The following is a 15,401-nucleotide window of genomic DNA, read 5'->3' as shown; positions in this document are numbered from 1 at the left end:
CGTTAAACTGGCCTGTTCAAACTGTGGGGCACGGGCTGTGACGTGACCTTGTGAATCGATGATGGCCGTCACGCCATTACTGGTAGCTCGAAGTAGGTGACGACCATTTTCTAAGGCACGTAGACGCGCCATTTGAAGATGTTGGTGTGGGCCAATGGAACGCCCAAACCACGTATCGTTGGAAACCGTTAATAGCAGCTCGGCATTACGCGCCTGCTGGGCGACATGGTCGGCAAAAATGATTTCGTAACAAATGGCATTGCCAATGGTGGCTCCAGCCACGTGTAACGGAGCCTGTTCGCCTGACCCTGGGGTCAGGCGAGGTACTGGCAAGTCGAAAAAAGCAAGGGTGCCAGCGAGGAGACTTTGGAATGGCAAATACTCGCCAAAGGGCACCAAGTGCGCCTTCTGGTATTCGCCCTGCACATCATTTAGCCCTATGACGCTGTTATAAGAGCGCCCTTCACTGTCGCGTTGCAAAATGCCGGTCAACAAGGCGGTGTCAGGCCCCAGGTCGGACGCTACTTGCTCAAGTATTTGCTGTGCTTCCTGCTCAAGCATGGGAAGGGCTGCCTCGGGCCAAACGATGAGATCGATATCCCTTGCTTGCTCCCGTGTCATCGCCGTGTAGATACTGATCGCCTCGCGCTGCCCTTGGGCAGTCCACTTAATGCGCTGGTCAAGATTCCCTTGCAGCAATGCCACCCGGATGGGCTTGCCAGCCGGGGTTGTCCATTGGGCGGGCAATAGGAATGGAACGATCCACAAGGCGGCCATTGGGACAAGGAAACTCCAGCGGCGACGCAGTACCTCTACCCCTAACGTACCTGTCAGCGCGGTCATGAGTGACAGCAAGTACACACCACCAACGGGCGCCCATGGGGCTAGTGGAGAATCAATCTGAGAGGTGCCCAGCAATAACCAGGGAAAGCCGGTGAGCATCCAAGTGCGTAGCCATTCGCTCACCACCCACATACCGGCAAAGCTAAGAAAGGCGAACCGTGGCCCCGTGATGCGTCGATAGAGCCCAAAGGGGACTGCAAAGAAGAGCGCCAGGACGCTGACAAAAAGAGTGGTGAGGAACATCGCCACCAAGGCCCCGGTGCCACTGAAATCGTGAATAGCAACGAAGACCCACGACGTGCCTGAACCGAACAGGCCTACCCCATAGCACCACCCACGCAGGGTGGCCATGGCGGGCGTTAGCAACTGTATCTTCCAATAGACCAGTGCCACGGTCACTGGGCCAAGCCACCATAGGGAAAAGGGGGCGGCACTCAAGGTGGTCAGCACCCCAGCGGCGAGCGCTACAACGCAATCGACTATTGGTGAGGAGCGCCCAGCAAAAAGCGTATATTCTTTATCTTTATCGACCACATCCATAGCGTTACTCAGAGCGCTTAAAAGCAGGACTTTCACGCCATAACGCCACCGCGAACATCAATACACCGGCAAATAGCGCGATATCGGCCATGTTAAAGGCGGGCCAATGCCATTCGCCCCAGTAAATGTCCAGATAGTCGACGACGTACCCTCGCGCTAAGCGATCAACAGTATTACCGAGCGCGCCGCCAAGAATCAGGCTGTACGCACAGGCCTCCAAGCGCGACAGGGGTTTGCATAGCTGCACAACCAATACGACGACCACCACCAACGCTAAACCAAGAAAGAGGTAGCGCTGCCAACCCCCTGCTTCTGCGAGAAAGCTGAAAGCGGCTCCTGTGTTCCCGGTATAAACCCAGTTAAAAAACGGCGTTAGCGGAATGACTTGGCCAAACGACATCTGAGCATGCACAATTTCCTTGACCAGTTGATCGGCTAGAGCCATCACGCAAGCTAATGTGAACCATGGCCAGCGACGTGAAGGGCTATCGTGTTGCACTGTTCTCATGAGGTTACTTTTCCTTGTGACAGGCCTGTCATTGCGGTACTGGGCGAAAAGCGGTAACCCAGCAGTCGCATGGCGTTCAACGTCACCAGGACGGTAGCACCGGTATCGGCCATCACCGCAATCCACATGCCGGTAATACCCAGCGCCGTTGTAACTAGGAAAATGGCTTTTAAGCCAAGGGCGAGAACAACGTTGGTTTTCACATTGCGCAGCGTGGCACGAGAGAGGTCTATCAGCTCAGCGATGCCGGTAACGCGGTTCTTGAGCAAGGCTGCATCGGCGGTTTCCAACGCCACATCCGTGCCGCCCCCCATCGCGATACCCACATCGGCTGCCGCGAGTGCCGGTGCATCGTTGATGCCATCGCCTACTTTACCGATGGGGCCACGGCCAGCCGCTTGCCAGTCTCGAACATACGCTGCCTTGTCTTCAGGCATTAGTTCGCCGTACGCTTCAATGCCTAAGCGACCCCCCGTGGCAGCGACGGTGCGGGCATTATCACCGCTGAGCATGACCGCCTGTACGCCTAAACGGGATAGCGCCGCTAGGCCTTCAATGGCATCTTCGCGTGGCTCATCGCGAACCGCGATCAAGCCCAGTAAACGCTCGCCTTCGACGAGGAGAGCGAGGCTCTTACCGGCTTCTTCTAACGCGACAATCCGAGCACTGAGACTTTCCTCAAGGATGACTTTCTCGTGAAGGTGACGAGGCGTCATTAAGCTCAGCTCGCGACCCTCCACCTGGCCTGAGACACCGCGCCCCGCCAGAGCGCGGCTGCCGGTGGCGGTGGGGAGGTTTAGGCCCGATTGTCGGGCATGCTCAACGATAGCCGTGGCGATAGGGTGACTGGAATCTCGCTCTATCGCGGCGGCGAGCCGCAATACGCTGTTATCGTCTTCCTCAGCGATCCAAGACTCCACATCTGTGACTCTTGGAGTACCCGCAGTGAGGGTGCCCGTTTTATCTAATGCCACCAAGCGAAGCTTACCTAACTGTTCAAGAACGGCTCCCCCTTTGATCAATAGGCCGCGCCGAGCGCCCGCCGAGAGGCCTGCGGCGATGGCGGCTGGGGTGGAAATGACTAACGCGCAGGGGCATGCGATTAACAGCAATGCTAACGCACGGTAAATCGACTCCGACCATGCCATGGTCGATACCAGCGGTGGCACTATCGCCATCAGGAGGGCGAGTAAGACGACGGCGGGCATATAGTAATACGCAAAACGATCAATAAAGCGTGCTATCGGTGCCTTGGCGGCCTGTGCTTCTTCAACCAGGCGAATAACGCGTGCGATCGTATTGTCATCAGCGCCTCGTGTTACCTCCACCTCCAGGGCGGCATCAAGATTCACTGTGCCAGCAAAAATGTCATCACCAGGCGCTCGCGAACGGGGTATGGACTCGCCGTTTACCGGCGACTCGTCAATGTCGGAGGTGCCCACCAGGATGCGTCCATCGCAGGGAACGCGATCACCGGGCCGCACCAGCACACGCTGGCCGGGTTTAAGTGACTCCGCCGAGACGTCACGCAGATGGCCATTGTCCATCAGCCTCGCCGTTGAGGGTGCTAAATTTGCCAAGGCTGAGATACTGCGGCGCGCCCGTGAAGCAGCTACCCCTTCGAGTAGCTCACCTACGGCGAACAAGAACACGACCATCGCAGCTTCAGCGGCAGCATTGATGGCCAATGCGCCAAGCGCAGCGATGCACATCAGCATCTCGATGGTAAAGGGGTTGCGCATTTTGAGGGCGCCCCAGGCACTCTGCGCAATGGGCATTAAGCCGACCAGCGTGGCCAGAATGAACGGCACATTACCCAGCGCAGGCCATGCTAAACGAAGCGCGAAGGCTACGATCAGCAGATTTCCTGTGATAATGACCAAGCGCCCTTTAGCGGTTTGCCACCAAGGGGATGAAGAACCAGATGCGCGTGTTTGGCCATCAGGGGAAGTCACTTGATAGCCTAGTTCGTTCAGAATGCCCTCAATGGTCTTTCGCGAGGGGGCCCCGTGATCATGGTGATGAATCTTCACCGATCCCGTGACCGAGCTTGCCGTGACTTCCTCAATGCCGTCCAGCCGCTCTAGCGCCGACACGACCTTGCGCTCACAACCGCCGCAGTCCATGCCTTCAACACGCAGCGTCAAAAAGGTAGTCGCTGTCGCCTGCGTTGATGTTTTCATGGTGCCTCTTCTCTCAATGGGCTATGGTTTTGAAGTGTAAACCTTGTAGCAACTATAGCTTCAAGCCCTACGTAAGGAGTTTTACCATGTCGATGATGGGGCAAAGTATCAGCATTGGTGAGTTAGCACGACGAGCCGATTGCAAACCTGAAACGGTTCGTTATTACGAGCGTATTGGGCTGCTGCGCGATGCAACACGAACCGGCGGAGGGCAGCGCCGCTATGGAGACGACGCTGTGCGGCGTTTGACCTTCATTCGTCATGCCCGAGACTTTGGCTTTTCGGTGGAGTCAGTGCGAGAGCTTTTGGCCATGTCAGATCAGCCTGATATGCCTTGCCAAGAAGTCGATGCCATCGCCACGCATCACCTAAAGAAAGTGGAGTCCCGCCTTCAGCGACTGTCCGCACTGCGTGAGGAGCTTCAACGGATGGTCACGCAGTGTGCCGGTGGCAAAGTGGGAAGCTGCCGAATCATTGAGGTCATCAGTGATCATCAGCTCTGTATCACTGAAAAATCGCACGGAGGGGCTCACGACTTGGGTTAGAACTAACGCTACGCCCCACGCCCAATGGTTAGCCCAGAGAAACATCCAAAAACAGCATGAGTACCAATCCGATGGAAAGGCCCAGCGTGGCCTTTTTTTGTGCCCGCTCCGATGAGTTCCGGGAATAATCTCATGACTGATCACATACAGCATCGCTCCCGCCGCAAAGGCCAATCCCCAGGGAAGCAACGCTTGTGACATGCTGACGACCCCAGCGCCTAATAAGCCACCCAATGGCTCAACAAGCCCCGTAAGGGTGGCAATCGTCCATGACCGCCAACGTGAATAGCCCACGCTTGGCATTCTTGCACATCAACCCATTCGGCGGGACTGACCTGGGGGGAAAGTGAATATTTCTGTCCACGATTAGGTGCACCGTAAACAGGGGCTGCTTCGTGGGTCAGCACGACAGGGGCTTTATTGGAGAGCTGTACATTAGCCTTGTGACACAACCCCTTCCAAGCCTGCCGATACCAGAACGAACAGGACAAAGCCGCCTATGAAGGCCAGCGGCGAGACGTGGGTATCTTCTCCGCTCTCATGAGCCTCGGATATCATGTCCTCGATGGCAGCGACCGTGAGAAGGCCTGCCGTGAACGTCAATGCCGCTAGCTTGAACGCTTCCGGTAGGTCCCTGAGCACGAAATAAGCGAAGATGGCTGCCGAGAGTACGGGAACCGCCAAGGAGGCAGAGATCAGCAAGCGCTTGCTGCGGGGAATTCCTTTGTCTTTCATGTTGGCGATCATCGCAAACCCCTCAGGGCCATCCGCGAGCACCTGCCCCGCCGCCAGGATTATCGCGACCGACGGTGAGACCGCCGACCCCGCCCCGATCAGGAGGCCATCGCTGAACAGGTCGATGGACACGGCGATATAGATCATCCAGACACTCGTCTGACTGCCTTCTTTCTGCTGACCTTGCCGCTTCTGGAGACTCTCAACGAGCTTCTCAAGGCCTACGTAAACAATGCCACCCAGCGCGAAAGCGAGGGCGATTAGCCAGGCTGAAAGGCTCTCCAGCACACGTGGCATGATTTCCACCGCCACCACCGCAATGACGAGGCCGGCAGCACCGTGAAGGGCGTAATTGAGACGGCGCCCTGTCGTTCGGGAGGCCTCCGCAGCAAGCCCGCCACTGAAGTTTCCCAACGCGGGCAACAGCGCCAAGCCGAGTACCAGCCAAATACTATCCATCATCTTCCTTCCTTGGTAGATTCCTAGATACGCTGCCTTACTAGTTCCGGACCTCACGCTACTCGTAGTCGTTCAGGCCTAGCGCACTTGTACAGCCACTTCGATTAAGTGTCCCAGGCATCGATAGCTGCATACCGTGCAGCCTTATGCCTTGAGCGCTAGGATGCGCCGGGCGCCGTTGAGGACGATCAGACCCACGATGGTACCGATAATCAGGTCAGGGTAGCTAGACCCCGTCCAGGCGACCAAGGCACCGGCGGTGATGACACCCATATTGATCAGCACATCATTGGCCGAGAATATCCAGCTTGCCTTCATATGTGCGCCGCCCTCGCGGTGCTTGGATATCAATAGCAGACAACCGGTATTGGCGATCAACGCGACGAAGGCGATGGCCATCATCATCAGCGATTCAGGCTCACTACCGAATACAAAACGTCGCAACACTTCGACGAGCACGCCGATAGCCAAAATCAGTTGCAGTACCCCAGCCAGATGCGCGGCACGTATCTGCATCTTCGCACTGTGCCCTACGGCATAGAGGGCCAGGCCATAGACAGCTGCATCGGCAAACATGTCCAGGGAATCAGCGATCAAGCCGGTAGACTGGGCGATCAGGCCAGCAGTCATTTCCACCACGAACATGAGCGCATTGATGCCGAGCAACACGCGCAGGGTGCCAGACTCCTGCGTCGCAGAAGCCGCCGAGCTCTCAGCGGCCCTAATTGTCTCTGGGTCGGCAATGACAGTTTCCTGAAGAGAAGCACCTAGCCCCAAGGTTGCCAGTTTTGCGGTAATGGGCTCAGCCTCACCATCATGCAAGACCTCCAACCGGCGGTTCGACAAGTCAAATGACAGCGTTTGAATCTCATCAAAGCCATTCAGCGCCAAGCGGATCATCCGTTCTTCTGAAGGACAATCCATCTTCGGCACGGCATACACACTGACATACTTCCCTGACGCTTCGGAGAAGACCGGCATATCGGTATCCGTTGCAGACGTTGCGTCGCAGCCACATGGGCCTCCACCGGTTTTACGCACGGTACGGCTCCAGTTAGCCAACATAGTTTGTCATCATTTAAAACTATATAGTCACTATAAGGTCAATAAGACAGATGATCCGTTAAGGAGTAAGCCTGATGCGCATTGGTCAGTTAGCCCAGATAGCGGGTATCGACACGCAGACGATCCGCTTCTATGAAAAACAGGGCCTGTTGCCGCTGCCAGACCGCCAGCAGAATGGTTACCGCATTTATAACGAGAAGCATGGTGAGCGGCTTGCCTTTATCCGTCACTGTCGAATCCTTGATCTGTCACTGACAGAGATTCGCGAGCTACAACGCTATCAGGACGACCCTCACCAGCCGTGTACTGCCGTCAACGCAATGCTTGATGAGCACATCTCTCATGTGCAATCGCAGATAACCGCTCTGCAAACGCTTGAGAAACATCTCGTTTCACTGCGAGCATGTTGCAATGATGATCGAGAAATTGAAGCGTGTGGCGTTCTTGCCGGAATTAGCGAAGGAAATATGTACTCACAGTAGGCTCAAGCATCAACCAGATATTCCGATGAGAGGTCGGTTTGCCTCACTCTCATGCAACGGTGACACCCACCATTTAATCCACTTATCCAAATTTTATTGCTCGTTAAGTGAAATCAGATCGTAAATAGAAGCCGTACCGATAGCTTGTTCTAAGCGATCTCTTGCCTCGTAAAGTGACGCTTGATATTCACTTTGAGTCGACTGTTCGCCCAACATGATGCGTTGACCTTGACCAAGGGGATCAACAGGCTGGTTATTGACTCTCACTTCGTAATGCAGGTTGGGGCCCGTGGCGACCCCGGAGGAACCTACCTCTCCGAGCGACTCTCCCGCATTGACTAAATCCCCAACCACTAGCTGTGGGGAGAATCGGCTAAGGTGTGTGTAGCGACTAATGGCCCCTGTGTCGTGCTCCACCTCGATCACCTGCCCATATCCCCCTTGGCGACCCATAAAGAATACGCGCCCAGGTGCGGTGGCAATGACCGGCGTTCCTGTCGGCGCAGCCAAGTCAATTCCATTATGAGGACGCATCCCTCCATACACAGGATGTCGCCGATTCCCAAAGCGAGACGTTAAGCGGGCACTAAGCACGGGCAACCGCAACGTGCCTAGCAGGGTGTCGCTTTTGAAAAGAGCTACGTCCCCCTTTTGGGTGACCGGCCATATGACCTCCAAGGGCTCTGCCTGATCAGGCAGAGCGGCATAACTGAGGCGTGGTGGCCCAACACGGGCGCCGTCCTGGCGTCGATCTTCCTCCCACACTAATTGAATACGTTCACTGCCAGAAAACTCCAGCGGCGCTGCGATAAACTCGCTGAGCAGTGTTTCCAGTTTAGTGGCGAAACGCGTTGGGACACCTTCTGCTGCCAAGGCCTCGTAGAGGGTGGTATCAATGACGACATCACGCCCAAAGGTTAGGGTATCAACGCTATCGAGCGGTAATGTGCCTTCTTGCTCGCTAGCCGCCTGTAACTTGACAGGGCTAAGTTCAGACGGAGGCAATGACAGATGCGTTTGCCAATTGGCTTCGGCTAGCAAGGGGTAAAAGCCCACCAAGCCTAGTAACCACCAGCGCTGCATCACTGGCCATCCTCTTCCCCAGAGATCTCCGCTACTTCACTCTCGACGGCATCAATCAGCTCTTGCATACCAAAGGGGTCTAAAGGCTCGCCATTGACAAAAAAGGTAGGTGTTTGGCGAATCTGATTGGCTCTGACATCCGCCATGTCTTGGTCAATCACCGCCTGCACCTCAGCAGAAGTCAGTTGCTCTTCGGCAGCCGCTAAATCAAGGCCTCCTTGGCTCGCGATATCGAGGATAGCGGATTCATCAAAACTGCCATGTGAAGCCCATTGATCCTGGCGAGCCAGCAGCCTCTCCAGTACCGGTTCAAAGACGCCCTGACGACGAGCAACTTCTAATACCCGAATGGCCTTGTCCGATACGTCGCCGTGGAAAGGAGTGTAGCGCACGATGAGCCGCACTTTTTCTGGGTAGGTTTCCAGAATACTTTTTGTCAGGGGATAGAAAGCACGGCAGGCTTCGCAAGCCGGATCGAAGAATTCCACAATCGTCACCGGCGCGTCTTCTCGTCCCAAGATGGGGGAGTGTGAACGCACCAAGGAGTCCTCGGCCTGGACACCGCTCTCTTTTGCTGCCTGAGCTTGCATGTCTAAGAGGGCAGGCTTCGATACGGCGACGATCGCAGCGGTCAGCATTAACGTACCGGCCAATATAAAAGACGCTTTTTTGAACATGTTTCTCTCTCTGTCTCAACGATGGGGTGGAAAAGTAGGGTTGAAAAATAAGCCAATCGCTATGGGAGTAAGCTGCTCGCTATCTACCTGAGCTGGGAGCCGGCCTCGGTCTGTCACTCATGCCCATATAGATTGGCATTTTGATGCGCGTGGTCACTATGCTCAAACTCTAGGCTGGAATGAGCAATACTGAAGCGCATTTTAAGCTGCTCCTTGATCTCTGCTTTGACGGATTCAAGCTGCTGCCAGCCGGTTTCTGTCAGAACCACGTGGCAGTCAAGGGCTGCCATGTTTTCCTGCATCTGCCATAGATGCACATGGTGAATATCCTGGACTCCCTCGATATCTCGTACGGTCTCAACGACTGCCTGCCCGTCAATGTCCGGGGGAGATCCCAGCATTAGCGTACGGATAGGGCCGCCAATTTCAGAGAAGGCTAGGTAAAGAATATATAGCGCAATCCCTATCGTGATCGCGGGGTCTACCCAGCGCATGTCGTACAGTAAAATAAGCGAACCACCGATAATCACGGCGATGGAGGCAAACGCATCCGATAAGTTATGCAGAAAAAGGGCGCGGATATTGACACTCTCTTTTTGCATTGACCACGTGAGCATGGCGGTAAGGGCATCGACGACGAGCGCGACGCCACCAATAATCACGATCGTCCATCCCTCTATCTCAGGGGGATCGACCATCCGCATAGCGCCTTCGTAAATCAGGTAGACACCGACAATAATGAGGGTGGTGTAATTGATGAGTGCTGCCACTATCTCGATGCGGCCATAGCCAAAGGTCATATGCACATCGGCAGGCCGTCTGGCGATTTTACGAGCAGCAAAGGCAATGACTAATGCTGCCAAGTCAGAAAAGTTATGTAACGCATCAGCGATCAGCGATAGGCTCCCCGCCATAATGCCACCGACGATTTGAGCGATGGTTAAGAGCCCATTGGCCCAAATGGAGATGCTGACGCGCCGGTCGCCAGAGGCAGGATCAATGTGGGGATGATCATGATGATGTCCCATCTGTTACCCTCTCTCGAATTATCTGTTCTTGGTACTATAAAACCTCTAGCAACTAAAGCTTCAACCCTTGAGCATTATCTATTTGCATCGCTGGATTGGGAAGCACGTCCCTAGCTACCAAGGAGCCTTTGTGTGCTGGGCCGAAGGTGATCATGTTTTAGGTGCGGGGCTCAATCCACTTCAACCGGTAACGTCCAATCCACCATGGGTAGATTCATTTATTTTGTCGAGGCGCACCTTGTCTGGTTTGTAATCGTCGTCGCGGGGGGAGGCTTACTCTTTCCGGCCACCGGAATAATGCTTAAGTTCGCGATTGGGCCATTACTGGCATTACTGATGTTGATTATCAGCCTCACATTCGATGCGCATGCAGTGCGCATCGTGTTCCGAAAGCCGTCACGGCAGTTGTTGGCATTGGGGCTGGTCTATGGGCCTATGTCGATTGCCGGGTGGCTAACGGGCCGTCTATTTTTTGGAAGCGGCCCGCTGGCTGCTGGCCAAACCTTGCTCGGCACGCTGCCGACAGATGTGTCTTCTCCTCTTTTGGTACTGATGGCGAAAGGCAATGTGGCGCTTGCCGCTGTTTTCAACGCAGTCAACACCGCGTTATGTCCGTTTATTGTTCCCTTCCTGTTTTTATGGCTCACCGGCCTTCAGTTAGACGTGCCGCTTGGATCAATTATTCTTGAATTAACACTAATCGTGCTTCTTCCTACCGTGATTGGGGTCAGCTTGCGTACAAGGTTCTCGGCTTTCTTTGCACGGCATGATTCAGCGTATGCAGGGATAGGGTCGATTCTGTATCTGCTGATCCTACTCGCCGTGGTCGGGCCGAATGCCTCCACGATCATTGGCTATGGTTGGTATGCGTTTGTGATTGCGGGGGCGGCCCTGTGCCTCAATTTGATTGGATACCTGGTAGGTATGTCCTCACGGTTACTCACCTCCGATCGCAAAGAGGTGATTACCTATCTTTTCACGGTCAGTAAAAAGGAATTCAGCATTGCCGCAGCGTTTGTCGCTGCTTCCGGTTTGCCATCAGAAATCGCCATTCCAGCCGCTTTTTTTGCAGTGGTTCAAATGATCACTTCGCCCATCGCAGCGAAGATTCTCGCCCGCCACTGAAGGTTGGCAGTATGACGCTTCACCAGAAGTGCACCTGGCATCTGGTTTGCGCGCAGGATGCTCTTACCAGCAATACGGCAATAGCCTAATGTGGCACATAGCACCTTCGCTGAGTCACCGTGCCCAATAGCGACCTTGTTAAAAGCATTCCTCACCGAGGCTTCGCAGGGTATCTGTTCATTTTTGGATTTAGGGTGCTTAAAAGTATCAGCGAACCCTGGGAAAGGCCCCGCCAATTTCTGGATGATTTCTTGAACATGTCGCACGTTAGAGAGCATCTGACGCAACCAATTTTCAAATCATCTCGAAACACACCTGGTGCTTAACAAACATCTCATGTAGTACAAGAGGTCTAATTATGTCATCCAAAACCTACTACAGCGTCATAAACGCCTTGTCTTCTTGATCCGTAAAGGAATACACGTCATAGGGCTCTTCCTGAGGCCCTGGCATCCCCGGTGTACCGATGGGCATACCTGCTAGGCCAATGCCGTCTACATCAGGCTGTTGCTCAAACAGCGCCTGTACGGCTTCCATCGGAACATGGCCCTCGATCCAATACTCGCCGATTTCGATGGTATGGCACGATCCCAGACCATAGGGTACGCCCGCCTGTTGTTTGATATCACCCAGCTCGACGTCATCAATAACGGTGACGTCTACGCCAAGTTCCTCAAGATGGCGCGCATATTCGTCACAACAGCCGCACTGGGGGTTCTTATACTGAACCGCCCCGGTTATTCCGGAGACCGGTTTGTTTGAGTCAGGCAGCTTCACCCGACTCCTCCAAATGACGATAATACGTCCTTTCTCGTTCTGCTGGTGGAACGTTTCCTATGGGTTCCAGCAGTCGGCGATTGTTAAACCAGTCAACCCATCCCAGCGTGGCATACTCAACGGCATCTCGCCCTTTCCATGGTCCACGATGGTGAATCACCTCCGTTTTGAATAAGCCGATGATGGTCTCGGCCAGCGCATTGTCGTAGGAGTCACCGGTGGTGCCGACTGAGGCATCGATACCCTCATCAGCCATACGCTCTGTGTAGCGGATCGAGAGATATTGGCTTCCTCTATCACTATGGTGGATTAACCCTTGCCTGTGCTTTCGTGCCCACAGGGCTTGCTCCAGAGCGTCCAGCACCAGTGCCGTTCTCATCGACGTCGCTACACGCCAACCCACGATACAGCGTGCATAAACATCGATAACGAACGCAACGTAAACGAAGCCAGACCAGGTAGCGACATAGGTAAAATCGGCCACCCAAAGCTGATTTGGACGCATGGCCGTAAAGTCACGTTTCACTAAATCAGGTGCCCGTCACCTCACACCAGCCAAAGAACTGATACAACGCTTTCCGGCATGTTATCCACGACTTCCTGGATTGAACCCTGCCACGCTTGATCAGATGCGCTATACAAATGTCCAGGGCTTCCTCAGTAATCTTTCCCTCCCTAGATATAAGGATTGGAAAGCCGGTGTAATTTGGGTTTGAACTTGCTCGTGCTGGAGAAGAATCCATTCTGCGCTTCTACCAGGGTGTATCACTTTGGCAATCGGTAATCAGCCAAGCTGGCGCACGTACCAGGTGCCTATGATAATATCAGCAGTGGCCACGGTTGGTGCCATTATCAGCATGAGCCCGGTCAGTAACCTGGCTGACCTGTACCTCATCACTCTGCCTTTGGTCCCTAGTCTTTTTTGTTTGATTTTAGCCGTTTCTGATGGTCAGCTAACTGCTTGCGCAGATCCTCTTCGCGGGATAAAGCGATTGCCAGCTGTGTCCGGGTTTCTGAGTGCTCTTCCTGAATATTTGCCAACTCCTCAATCCGCTTAGTCGCTGTCTTCAGCTCGCTACGGGCGTCGCTGGAAGATGTCTTGATCTTGTCGAGATCGGTACGAAGCGTTGCGTTCTCGTCCTGCAGCTCACCGCTGCGCCTCATAACAGAGGCATTCTCCGCACGTAGGCTGGCATGTTCCTGCTGAAGAGAAGAGAGGTCTTCGTTGACGGCCTCGAGCGTTTTCTGGAGCTGCAATTCACGTTTACTAGAGGTTTCCAGTTCCCGTGTAGCGGCTTTAAGCTCGCTTTCAATTGTGGCCAACCGGGCGCTGCTATCGGCTTTCTCGTCTCGCAAGTGGTCGACCAACGTTTGTTGCCGTTGCGCTTCAACACGCATGGTTTCCAATTGCTGATTCTGGCGGGAGAGCTGGTCTTGTAAATCGGTAACTCGTCCCATAGCATCCGCTGCCCGCTGCCTTGCGGTGGCATTCTCCGTCACAAGCGTATGGATCTCCTCCGTCTGCTGCTCAATGCGCTGCCCATCCTGATGGCCGTGTTCACGCAAGGTTGCGATGCTGGCCTCTAGTCGCTCAATCTCGCGTAGCGCCTCATCTCGCTCTTCGTTGGCAGCTTTCTCGCGCTGTTCGGACTCTGCGCGTATCTTCTCGACTTCTTCATCAGCGTGCTGGCTAGCGGAGCGCCATAGTTCAGCTCCAACCCGCTCCAAGACAGTGCGGATCTCATTCGGCATTTCTCGCACAGCGATGGCATTGTCTTTTAGGCTATCGCGCCACTCACGCATGACCGGGGAAATATGCGACAGGGAGCCACCACCCAGGCATTCGCGCACCTGTTCATTGGTGGGCCTGTCGATGCCTTCGGATACCAGCTTCTCGGCAGCATCAATGATGCGTTGCCGTATTTCCGGCTTAATAGTCATGCCGGGCTATCTCCTAGTGTATGTATTGTATGTATGTATTATACATAAGATACATACAATATAGTCAACAGCTTCGCTAACCCTAAAAATAATGCTAGCGCAGCCTACTAGATGATCTGCTGTGCAACATTCCCACCTAAGAATGCAACCAGTGCAGGAAATCTATTGGGAAAGATCGTGCCAATGTTGAAAGCCATAGCTGTTGCGGGATCGGTGCAACATCCCCACCGCAGTGACTAAACACAATCGGCATAGGGGCGGTCAGCATGGCTGACCGGTCCCCTGCCACACCACCCGGCATGCGGGTCCGCACCGGGCGGTTCGAGAAGTTGAGGTTATGAGAGACGGGGCACGCCCAGCCGATCAAAGTAGGCCACCGTTAATACATGATGGACTCCCGACAGACTGTTGTGCCACCAGCGACGACTCAACGCCGCCACCGATTGTGCTACCCTCGGCGTAGCGCCAAGACGCATCAGCTCACGATAAATCGTCTTACCCCGACGCCATTGCTTAAGGTGCAAAGCTCTTAACCGTCGTCGTATCCACCCGTCCAGCGACCGCCAGATACGAGGTGTTTGCGACAGCTTAAAGTAGCCTTGCCAGCCTAAAAGGTAGCGTCGTAGATAGGCGACGACCTGTGAGATACTGCGTCCGCCATTTCGGCGTGTCAGTTGCCTAATCCGCTGTTTAAATGCCCCCAACGCTTTTGCTGATATACCACGTCGGACATCTCCACCCTTAGCTTCCCATAGGGCGTAGCCCAGGAACTTGCGACCAAACACGCTGGTGACCGCACTTTTGGACTCATTGATCGTCAAGCGCAGCTTACTGTAACAGCGACGTAGCAAAGCCATGACTCGCTCCCCTGCTTTCTGACTACGCACGTAAACGTTGCAGTCGTCGGCATAGCGAGCAAAGTGGTGTCCGCGACGTTCCAGTGTGCGATCCACCTCATCCAGCAGGATATTGGCCAGTAGCGGCGATAATGGGCCACCCTGCGGTGTCCCCTCATGCCGATAAATGACCACCCCTCCCTCCATTATTCCCGCATTCAAATACGCACGAACCAGATGGATAACACGATTATCCTGGATGCGTTTCCTCAGGCGGTCTATCAGGATGTCATGATTGACTCGGTCAAAGAATCGAGACAAGTCAACATCGACAACGGTGTGGTAACCCTGTTGGGCGAAGCTCTGAGCAGCTAGTACGGCATCATGGGCACGGCGGCCCGGACGGAAGCCGTAGCTGTGCTCGCTAAAAGTGGGATCGATCAGCGGTTGTAGAACTTGCAGCAGTGCCTGTTGGATAAGACGGTCAGTCACGGTGGGTATCCCCAGTTCTCGTTCGCTTCCATCTGGCTTCGGAATAGCCACTCGGCGGACAGGCTGAGGATAATATCGACTT

14 protein-coding genes and 2 pseudogenes are annotated in these 15,401 nt (G+C 54.5%); 3 read left to right on the top strand and 13 right to left on the bottom strand.

Annotation, left to right across the window (positions count from 1 at the left end):
* The 3 genes from lnt to CXF87_RS10205 form a co-directional block, all read right to left on the bottom strand.
* Positions 1-1,383 (bottom strand): apolipoprotein N-acyltransferase (gene lnt, locus CXF87_RS10215; protein WP_101146564.1); only part of this gene is annotated, 1,383 nt, incomplete at its 3' end.
* Between the two features lie 4 nt (positions 1,384-1,387).
* Positions 1,388-1,891 carry a signal peptidase II gene (gene lspA / locus CXF87_RS10210; protein WP_022521288.1) on the bottom strand — a complete coding sequence of 168 codons (504 nt, stop codon included), beginning with the start codon at positions 1,889-1,891 and terminating at the stop codon, positions 1,388-1,390.
* Complete coding sequence (locus tag CXF87_RS10205) at positions 1,888-4,074, bottom strand: heavy metal translocating P-type ATPase (RefSeq protein WP_101146563.1); 2,187 nt, start codon at positions 4,072-4,074, stop codon at positions 1,888-1,890. Before CXF87_RS10205 ends, lspA begins: the two co-directional genes overlap by 4 nt.
* A gap of 86 nt (positions 4,075-4,160) precedes the next feature.
* Between CXF87_RS10205 and CXF87_RS10200 the strand changes: the two genes are divergently transcribed.
* Positions 4,161-4,619, top strand: coding sequence for a MerR family transcriptional regulator (locus tag CXF87_RS10200; protein WP_101146562.1), 459 nt, complete (start codon positions 4,161-4,163; stop codon positions 4,617-4,619).
* A 156-nt stretch (positions 4,620-4,775) separates the two neighbouring features.
* On the opposite strand, the pseudogene CXF87_RS22330 reads toward CXF87_RS10200, so the two are convergent.
* From CXF87_RS22330 to CXF87_RS10185, 3 genes and pseudogenes are all read right to left on the bottom strand, one after another.
* Positions 4,776-4,922 (bottom strand): annotated as a pseudogene (locus CXF87_RS22330) (ZIP family metal transporter); the annotation flags it as partial.
* Positions 4,923-5,054: 132 nt separating this feature from the next.
* Positions 5,055-5,816, bottom strand: a complete 762-nt coding sequence (locus tag CXF87_RS10190; protein ID WP_232774881.1) for a ZIP family metal transporter — start codon at positions 5,814-5,816, stop codon at positions 5,055-5,057.
* Positions 5,817-5,957: 141 nt separating this feature from the next.
* Positions 5,958-6,854 (bottom strand): cation transporter, encoded by an 897-nt coding sequence (locus CXF87_RS10185; protein WP_101146565.1) that lies wholly within the window; start codon positions 6,852-6,854, stop codon positions 5,958-5,960.
* 98 nt (positions 6,855-6,952) lie between these two features.
* On the opposite strand from CXF87_RS10185, the gene cadR reads away from it, so the two are divergent.
* Entirely contained in the window at positions 6,953-7,360 is a 408-nt protein-coding gene (gene cadR, locus CXF87_RS10180) for a Cd(II)/Pb(II)-responsive transcriptional regulator (protein ID WP_101146561.1), read from the top strand.
* Positions 7,361-7,453: 93 nt separating this feature from the next.
* On the opposite strand, the gene CXF87_RS10175 is transcribed toward cadR, so the two are convergent.
* The 3 genes from CXF87_RS10175 to CXF87_RS10165 form a co-directional block, all read right to left on the bottom strand.
* On the bottom strand, positions 7,454-8,443 hold the full coding sequence (locus tag CXF87_RS10175) for a M23 family metallopeptidase (RefSeq protein WP_101146560.1): 990 nt from the start codon (positions 8,441-8,443) through the stop codon (positions 7,454-7,456).
* Positions 8,443-9,120, bottom strand: a complete 678-nt coding sequence (locus tag CXF87_RS10170) for a DsbA family protein (protein WP_022521292.1) — start codon at positions 9,118-9,120, stop codon at positions 8,443-8,445. Before CXF87_RS10170 ends, CXF87_RS10175 begins: the two co-directional genes overlap by 1 nt.
* A 113-nt stretch (positions 9,121-9,233) precedes the next feature.
* On the bottom strand, positions 9,234-10,148 hold the full coding sequence (locus CXF87_RS10165; RefSeq protein WP_035556048.1) for a cation diffusion facilitator family transporter: 915 nt from the start codon (positions 10,146-10,148) through the stop codon (positions 9,234-9,236).
* 204 nt (positions 10,149-10,352) lie between these two features.
* Here CXF87_RS10165 and CXF87_RS10160 point away from each other — a divergent pair, with 204 nt between their 5' ends.
* Positions 10,353-11,273 carry a bile acid:sodium symporter family protein gene (locus CXF87_RS10160; RefSeq protein WP_101146559.1) on the top strand — a complete coding sequence of 307 codons (921 nt, stop codon included), beginning with the start codon at positions 10,353-10,355 and terminating at the stop codon, positions 11,271-11,273.
* A 375-nt stretch (positions 11,274-11,648) separates the two neighbouring features.
* Here the strand turns inward: CXF87_RS10160 and CXF87_RS10155 are convergent, their stop codons facing one another.
* From CXF87_RS10155 to ltrA, 4 genes and pseudogenes are all read right to left on the bottom strand, one after another.
* On the bottom strand, positions 11,649-12,050 hold the full coding sequence (locus tag CXF87_RS10155) for a DUF411 domain-containing protein (RefSeq protein WP_232774879.1): 402 nt from the start codon (positions 12,048-12,050) through the stop codon (positions 11,649-11,651).
* Positions 12,037-12,582 (bottom strand): annotated as a pseudogene (locus CXF87_RS10150) (IS3 family transposase); the annotation flags it as partial. The pseudogene CXF87_RS10150 and the gene CXF87_RS10155, both read right to left, overlap by 14 nt.
* Positions 12,583-12,962: 380 nt before the next feature.
* Positions 12,963-13,991: a DNA-binding protein gene (locus CXF87_RS10140; protein WP_052703847.1), complete on the bottom strand. Its 1,029-nt coding sequence runs from the start codon at positions 13,989-13,991 to the stop codon at positions 12,963-12,965.
* A 335-nt stretch (positions 13,992-14,326) separates the two neighbouring features.
* Positions 14,327-15,401 (bottom strand): group II intron reverse transcriptase/maturase (gene ltrA / locus CXF87_RS10130; RefSeq protein WP_101146557.1); only part of this gene is annotated, 1,075 nt, incomplete at its 5' end.

The sequence above is a fragment of the Halomonas sp. MES3-P3E genome, from assembly GCF_002836035.1.
Lineage (GTDB): Bacteria > Pseudomonadota > Gammaproteobacteria > Pseudomonadales > Halomonadaceae > Vreelandella > Vreelandella arctica.
Note: the sequence above shows the minus strand (reverse complement) of the source record. Positions and strands in the feature narration are given on the sequence as shown.

Coding starts and splice junctions, on each gene's coding strand:
- CXF87_RS10200 (WP_101146562.1), top strand. CDS start 4,161: ATGTCGATGATGGGGCAAAGTATCAGCATTGGTGAGTTAGCACGACGA.
- CXF87_RS10165 (WP_035556048.1), bottom strand. CDS start 10,148: ATGGGACATCATCATGATCATCCCCACATTGATCCTGCCTCTGGCGAC.
- cadR (WP_101146561.1), top strand. CDS start 6,953: ATGCGCATTGGTCAGTTAGCCCAGATAGCGGGTATCGACACGCAGACG.
- CXF87_RS10160 (WP_101146559.1), top strand. CDS start 10,353: ATGGGTAGATTCATTTATTTTGTCGAGGCGCACCTTGTCTGGTTTGTA.
- CXF87_RS10140 (WP_052703847.1), bottom strand. CDS start 13,991: ATGACTATTAAGCCGGAAATACGGCAACGCATCATTGATGCTGCCGAG.
- CXF87_RS10175 (WP_101146560.1), bottom strand. CDS start 8,443: ATGCAGCGCTGGTGGTTACTAGGCTTGGTGGGCTTTTACCCCTTGCTA.
- lspA (WP_022521288.1), bottom strand. CDS start 1,891: ATGAGAACAGTGCAACACGATAGCCCTTCACGTCGCTGGCCATGGTTC.
- CXF87_RS10190 (WP_232774881.1), bottom strand. CDS start 5,816: ATGATGGATAGTATTTGGCTGGTACTCGGCTTGGCGCTGTTGCCCGCG.
- CXF87_RS10170 (WP_022521292.1), bottom strand. CDS start 9,120: ATGTTCAAAAAAGCGTCTTTTATATTGGCCGGTACGTTAATGCTGACC.
- CXF87_RS10205 (WP_101146563.1), bottom strand. CDS start 4,074: ATGAAAACATCAACGCAGGCGACAGCGACTACCTTTTTGACGCTGCGT.